Annotated in this window: 5 protein-coding genes; 2 read left to right on the top strand and 3 right to left on the bottom strand. The window is 67.7% G+C overall.

Annotation, left to right across the window (positions count from 1 at the left end):
* Positions 1 to 301: 301 nt before the first annotated feature.
* Together VFU06_05895 and VFU06_05890 are read right to left on the bottom strand one after the other, a co-directional pair.
* Positions 302 to 754 (bottom strand): hypothetical protein, encoded by a 453-nt coding sequence (locus VFU06_05895; GenBank protein HEU5208927.1) that lies wholly within the window; start codon positions 752 to 754, stop codon positions 302 to 304.
* Between the two features lie 8 nt (positions 755 to 762).
* Positions 763 to 3,036 (bottom strand): Ig-like domain-containing protein, encoded by a 2,274-nt coding sequence (locus tag VFU06_05890; GenBank protein HEU5208926.1) that lies wholly within the window; start codon positions 3,034 to 3,036, stop codon positions 763 to 765.
* 104 nt (positions 3,037 to 3,140) lie between these two features.
* Here VFU06_05890 and VFU06_05885 point away from each other — a divergent pair, with 104 nt between their 5' ends.
* Entirely contained in the window at positions 3,141 to 3,947 is an 807-nt protein-coding gene (locus tag VFU06_05885; protein ID HEU5208925.1) for a phosphatase PAP2 family protein, read from the top strand.
* Positions 3,948 to 4,058: 111 nt separating this feature from the next.
* On the opposite strand, the gene VFU06_05880 is transcribed toward VFU06_05885, so the two are convergent.
* A complete protein-coding gene (locus tag VFU06_05880) occupies positions 4,059 to 4,208 on the bottom strand; it encodes a lmo0937 family membrane protein (GenBank protein HEU5208924.1) in 150 nt (49 codons plus the stop codon).
* Between the two features lie 155 nt (positions 4,209 to 4,363).
* On the opposite strand from VFU06_05880, the gene VFU06_05875 reads away from it, so the two are divergent.
* Positions 4,364 to 6,640: a Tex family protein gene (locus tag VFU06_05875; GenBank protein ID HEU5208923.1), complete on the top strand. Its 2,277-nt coding sequence runs from the start codon at positions 4,364 to 4,366 to the stop codon at positions 6,638 to 6,640.
* Positions 6,641 to 6,768: the final 128 nt, after the last annotated feature.

Below are 6,768 nucleotides of genomic sequence, written 5' to 3'. Positions count from 1 at the left end.
CCGTTTCTGTTCGCGATGCCGCGGTTGCGAGACAACGTTGCGCGTATCGAGCGGGGCGGCAACGCGAGCAACGTTGCCTGTGATTATTCAAGGCAGCGTTGCGCGTATCGAGCGGGGCGGCAACGCGAGCAACGTTGCCTGTGATTATTCAAGGCAACGTGCGCGTATCGAATGGGGCGGCAACGCGAGCAACGTTGCCTGTGATTATTCAAGGCAAGGTTGCGCGTATCGAATGGAACGGTAATGCGAGCAACATTGCCTGCTACGCTCAGCGCCCTCAGCGCCTCCGCGGTGAAATACGTCAGTCGCGCGCCAGCACTCCCGCAGCCCGCACCTCCAGCACGTCCCCGCGACGATCCCCGATCACCCAGATCCGCGCGGCCCCGTGGATCGGCCGGGGCAGCCCCACCAGCCGGAGCAGACTGCCGTCTTCGGTCGTGAGCTGCGTGCCCGTGGAGTCGAGTCTGCCGACATATGGCTCCTCGCCCTCGATCTCGAGGATCACGTAGTGCTCGACCTCGATGCCGCCGTGCGGTGGCGTTTCCGTGCGCTTCCCCTGCACCTCGACGTACGCGCCGTTGACCTGGCGCAGCTCCGGCTCGAGTGGTCCCTCGAGCACCATGGGGCTGGTGCTGTCCGTCACCAGGGTCGTGAGCGGCCGCGGCCCCATGCTCGTGACGGCCACGCGGCCGCGCAGCGGCTGCTGCGCGGCACACCCTCCCGCGAGCAGGGCGATCCCGAGGGCAGCGACCACGGAGCGCACTACTGGACCCGTGCGACCCACAGGCGCATCGGGGACGGCAGCGTCGCACCGTTGGGCGACGTTGCGCGGATCGCCGTGGCCAGGCGGGAGCCGCTCACCAGGAAGTACGCGCTCGATCCCGCGCGGACGGAGACGTCGCGCGAAGCATCGGTGAACGTGTGCTGGTACGGCTCCAGGTGGGCGTTCACGTTCAGGTGCTGCTCGATGTCGTACAGGTTCCAGCTCGGCAGCGACAGCAGCCCGCCGACACCGGCGAACCGGTCGTCCGTGTAGAGTGTCGCAGCCCAGCGGCCGAGCAGCTCGTCGATCGGCACGCCGACCACGTCCGCGATCGACTGGAAGCCGCCGATGGTGTTGTCGATCAGCTGGCGGTGCAGCTGGCCCTCACCGCCCAGGTCGTCACCGTAGTGGTCCGAGAGCCAGCGCAGGAACGACCAGCCCGTGTAGACTGCCCGCTGCTTCTGGCCCTCGTGACAGGGCACGTTGTGAATCGCCTCGATCCGGCCGACGAACGTGCACTGTTCCGGCGCACCCGGCGCGCGCGTCGTCGCCGACAGGAACCCGTAGTACAGCGCCAGGTCCTGGAACTTGTCGCAGTACCAGGCGATGCCGGTGGCGTTCGACTCGCAGTTCTCCCATGCGACGTCGAACCCGTAGTTCTGGCCGGTCTGCCGGAGGTTGAAGCGATGGCCGATCACCTCCTCGGCGAGGGTGGCCTGGCTCTCCATCTCCCAGAGCGCCTGGTAATCCGTGGCGTTGGGCACCTGCAGCCGGCGGCCGAACTGGATGATGTGCGTCATCTCGTGCGCGATCAGCGCCGGCACGTCCAGTCGCGCCGAAGCGACCGGGTACGCCTGACCGAATTCGCCGTTGGGATCCGGGACGCGGCCGTAGTAGATCTCGCCGTAGTCACTGGATGCGCACTGACCTGCCCCCGTGCCGCGCGGGAAGAAGTCGGACGAGACGACCATGCCGAGGATGTTGTCGCGCCGGTTCACTTCCTTGGTGAGCAGCACGATGATCCGCTGATTGTCGTCCAGGTCGGTCGGCGCGCCGAAGTACGTGACCTGCGGGTCGTAGATGCTGTCGTCGAAGACGCTGCCGAAGTGCGTGTAGTCGGCGGCGGTGAAGCCGTTATCGGGATTGGCCGTGTCCGCGACGAAGATCGCGCGCGCGCTGACGTGCTGTACCCGGCCGGTGACCGGTACGAAATCCGTGCACAGGTTCTTGCCGGGCGCCGTATCCGGGTAGCGCATCTCGACGACGTCACCCACGGCCGGGACCGCGGCTGCCGTCGTCGACTCGAAGGTGGCGATGCCGCCCTGGCCGCCGAACGTCCGCAGCATCGCGCGCGTCGTCGCGAGGTCCTGCGCGCGCAGATCGTGCTCTGCCCGTCGGTGTGCGCTCCAGCGTGCCTGATCCGGATCACCCGACAGGGTCGGCCGGAACGCACCGAGCGCAGGGGTCGTGCGGACCAGCGCCGAGGCAGCTGCGACGTCGGCGGCGGCGGCAGCCGCCGCTCCGTCGATGCCGAACGTGACCGGCGTCAGCGAGCTCACGGTCTCGCTGATCGACTGCACGCCAATCAGGTACGTCTGGTTCCCCGACGCCGGCAGCTGCAGGCAGTGCGTACCGGCAAGCGTACGAAAGTCGCCCACGGCCATGGGCGCAGACGACGTCGCATTGACGGTCGCCGCAAAGGCATCGCTGTCCGCGGAGCCGTTGCGCGCAACCACGGTTGCGGCACCGGGTGCCACGCAGGGCACCTGGAACTGGACGCTCGTGGCACTGGCTGCACTGACGAAGGCGCGGGCGCCGTTCACGTAGACCTGCGTCGTCGTCGTCAGGTCCTCGCCCGTGAGTGTCGCGGAGGCTCCCGGAACGAGCGGGCTCGGACTGATCCCGGTCACGGTCGGCTTGGTGCCGAACACATTGACCGTGACGGTGACCGATGCCGACTTCCCGTCGATCAGCGCCGTGATCTGGGCGCTGCCGGCGGCTACGCCCGTAACGACACCGCCGTTCGCAGTCACGGTGGCGACGCTGGTATTGCTCGACGACCAGCTCGCGGTCTTGCCGCTCACCGCTTCGCCGCTGCTGTTGCGTGCAGTCGCCTCCAGCTGCACCTCCTCGCCGACGAACATCGTGGGATCGTCGGGCGAGATATCGACGGACTCGACCTTCCTGGGGTCGGGTCCCGTGGAATCACCACAGGCAGCGAGCACGACCGCCGCGACAAGGGCAGCAGACAGACGGAAAGACGGACGATTCACAGCGCCTCCTCGGCGGCGGCCCCCGGCGGCCGGTGGTTGTTTCGGCGGGTGCAGCAGATGATGATACCGGTTCGTGGAGCCATCGGATCCCAAACAGGCTGCTGATGCATACTAGAATCGCGACGCTCTTGCTACTCCTGTCGGGCCTCTGTGTGCCAGCGGCCGGCCAGCAGATCGAGCGCCAGCCCCTGTTTTCCACAGAGGACGCGGTGTGGGGTGCCGGGTTCGCGGGCGGCACGCTCCTGCTCATTCCCGCCGACCAGGCACTGTCAGGGTTGTTTCGCCAGCCCGCGATCGAGGAAAACCGTACGCTCCAGCGCACGGCAGTGATTTTTCGCGACCTCGCCTTTCCCGGTGCCGTGATCGGCGCGGGAGCGGCCTACGCGTATGGGCTGATCGGCGACAATGAGGGCTGGGCCGACGTCGGGCTGCATGCGGGGACGGCCCTGGTCACTGCCGAGCTCGCGACGTACCTGGTCAAGATCGTTGCCGGGCGCGCGAGACCCTATCAGAGCCCGGGCGACGCGCTGGACTTCGAGCTGTTCCGCGGGCTCGACTACGACTTCCAGTCCTTCCCCTCGGGTCATACCAGCGCCGCGTTCGCCGTGGCGTCAGCCCTCACGAGTGAGGCGGGCATCCGCAAGCCTGGCGACCAGTGGTGGATCGGTACGCTGCTCTATTCGGCGGCAACCCTCTCCGGCGTCGCACGCATGTACGAGCAGCAGCACTGGGCGAGCGACGTCCTGGCGGCGGCGGCGATCGGCACGTTTGCGGGCTGGAAGGTCACGCAGTACACGCACAGCCATGGCGGGAACGAGCTGGACGGCATCTTTCTCCGGATGACGATTCGTCCGGGCGGGGGCATGTCCATGATCGCGCTGCCGCGTGCCTGGTCCCCGCTCGCCAACTGATCTGGCCACCATCGCCGCCCTGGTTTCCAAATGACAGAGCCCCGCTGCGCCGGCAGCGGGGCTCGTCCGGGCCGCCCGCTCTGTCTGCGGCCCTGCCGGTGTGTTCCGTCGCTAGACGGGTCTCCGGCCCTGGATCACGCGGATCAGGACAACGATGATCGCGACGATCAGCAGGATGTGAAGCAGCCCGCCGAGCGTGTAGCCGGATACCAGTCCGAGCAGCCACAGCACCAGCAGAATAATGACAATCGTCCACAACATGTTGCCTCCCGAGGCAAAAGGGACCTGCTCGTGGGGTAGAGCAACCAGTGTGCCAGAGAACGGGCGGACGGTGCTTGTCAACCGTGGTCTGCGGCCGGGCGGCGGCCGATATTTCACCACGTTCACCCAGATGATTCCGGAATCAGCAGTAGAGAATGGATCAGCAGAGCATCATTCAGAGGGTCGCGGAGGAGCTGGACCTGTCTCCGCGGCAGGTCGACAGCACGATCGCGCTTTTCGACGAGGGCGCGACGCTCCCCTTCATCGCGCGCTACCGCAAGGAGCTGACGGGCGGGCTGGACGAGGTCCAGCTTCGCGACGTCCGTGACCGCACCGAGTACCTGCGCGAGCTGGAGGACCGCCGCAGCGCGATCCTCGCCTCGATCGAGGAGCAGGGCAAGCTGGACGACGCCCTGCGAGCGCGTATCGCCGCCGCGGATACGAAGCAGGCGCTCGAGGACCTGTACCTCCCCTACAAGCCGAAGCGGCGCACGCGCGCGACCATCGCGAAGGAACGGGGGCTGGAGCCGCTCGCGGATGCGATCTGGAGCGGTGAGCTCGACGACGCCGGCGCGCTTGCCGCGGCCGCACAGTACGTCGATGCCGAAAAGGAAGTAGCCGACGTCGACGCCGCGCTGGCCGGCGCGCGCGACATCCTCGCCGAGCGCGTGTCTGAGGATGCCGAGCTGCGCGGCTGGGTGCGTGAGCGGACGCATGCACAGGGCATCGTCGCCTCGCGCGTGCGCCCCGAGCATGCGGACAAGCCGACCAAGTTCCGCGACTACTACGAGTTCTCGCAGCAGCTCACCGAGATCCCGTCGCACCGCATGCTGGCGATCCGGCGCGGCGAGGCGGAAGAGGTGCTGAGCTGGACGATCGAGGCGCCCGTCGACGAGATCACGTCCGGCCTCGAACGACGCGTCCTGTCCGGTCGTCGCGCCACCGAAGCGCTGCGGGCCGTCGTCGCCGACGCCTACAAGCGCCTGCTCGCACCATCGATCGAGGTCGAGCTGCGCCTCGAATTGAAGAACGGCGCCGATGACGACGCGATCACCATCTTCGGCAGCAACCTGGAGCAGCTCCTGCTGGCGGCGCCGGCGGGCGAGCGCGTGGTGCTCGGGCTGGATCCCGGCTTCCGCACGGGTGTGAAGGTCGTCGTCACGTCGCGCACGGGTGCGCTGCTCGAGACGAACACGATCTACCTGCACCAGGAGAACGCCTTCGCGCGCGAGGTGCAGCGCATGATCCAGCAGCACGGTGTCGAGCTGGTCGCAATCGGCAACGGCACCGCGTCGCGCGAGACGGAAAGCGCGGTGAAGAAGATCGTGCGCGAGCTGAACGGCACGCGCCCGCAGATCGTCGTCGTCAATGAGGCCGGAGCGTCGGTCTATTCCGCAAGCGACGTCGCCCGCGAGGAGCTGCCGGACCTCGACGTTTCGCTGCGCGGCGCGGCGTCCATCGCGCGTCGCCTGCAGGACCCGCTCGCCGAGCTGGTCAAGATCGAGCCCAAGTCGATCGGCGTCGGGCAGTACCAGCACGACGTGAACCAGTCGAAGCTGAAGAAGGCGCTGGACGAGGTCGTGCAGATCTGCGTGAACCGCGTCGGCGTCGAGGTGAACACCGCGTCCGCGCCGCTGCTCTCCTACGTTGCAGGCATCGGCCCGACCCTCGCGAAGAACATCATCGATCTGCGCGACCGGAAGGGCGGGCTGAGGAGCCGGAAGGAGCTGCTCGAGGTGCCGCGCCTAGGTGCAAAGGCGTTCGAGCAGGCCGCTGGCTTCCTGCGGGTCCGCGGCGGCGAGCACCCGCTGGACGCCACGGCCGTGCACCCCGAGCGCTACGAGCTGGTCGAGCGCATGGCCGCCGATCTCGGTGTCGAGGTGCGCGCACTGATCGCCAACGACACGCTGATCGACGGCATTCAGCTCGCCCGCTACGTCGATGAGGCCGCCGGCATCGGCATGCCCACGCTCACCGACATCCTGGACGAGCTGCGCAAGCCCGGCCGCGACCCGCGCGATGCATTCGAGGCAGTGCAGTTCCGGGAGGACGTGACCGAGCCGAAGGACCTGCTGCCTGGGATGGCGCTCGAAGGCGTCGTCACCAACATCGTCGCGTTCGGCGCATTCGTCGACATCGGCGTGCACCAGGACGGCCTCGTGCACGTCTCGCAGCTCGCCGACCGTTTCGTCAAGGACCCGAACGACGTCGTCAAGGTCGGCCAGAAGGTGCGCGTCACCGTGATGAGCGTGGACCTCGAGCGCAACCGCATCGCCCTGACGATGAAGACCGGCGCGCAGCCGGAAGCGGGCGCGGCACGGCGGCAGGGGCAGCAGGGCAGGGGACCGAAGCAGAAGTCGGCGCAGAAGCCGAAGCCTGCTCCGCAGCCGAAGCCGGGCACGGTGGCGCCGAACGGGATGCGGTTTACCTGAGCCTCTGCGTCGATCGCGCTGTCTCACACAGAGTACACAGAGTGGCCCTGCCCCGGTTTGGTGGACACCAAGCAGTCCCAATCGGCATGTTGGGACAGGAGGTGTCCACATGGGAAAGAAGCGTCGGG

The organism is Longimicrobiales bacterium (genome assembly GCA_035764935.1).
GTDB lineage: Bacteria > Gemmatimonadota > Gemmatimonadetes > Longimicrobiales > RSA9 > DASTYK01.
This window is presented reverse-complemented; position numbering and strand designations above follow the sequence as displayed.

Excerpts from the sequence above, each read along its gene's own strand:
- VFU06_05885 (HEU5208925.1), top strand. The coding sequence starts at position 3,141 with ATGCATACTAGAATCGCGACGCTCTTGCTACTCCTGTCGGGCCTCTGT.
- VFU06_05880 (HEU5208924.1), bottom strand. The coding sequence starts at position 4,208 with ATGTTGTGGACGATTGTCATTATTCTGCTGGTGCTGTGGCTGCTCGGA.
- VFU06_05875 (HEU5208923.1), top strand. The coding sequence starts at position 4,364 with ATGGATCAGCAGAGCATCATTCAGAGGGTCGCGGAGGAGCTGGACCTG.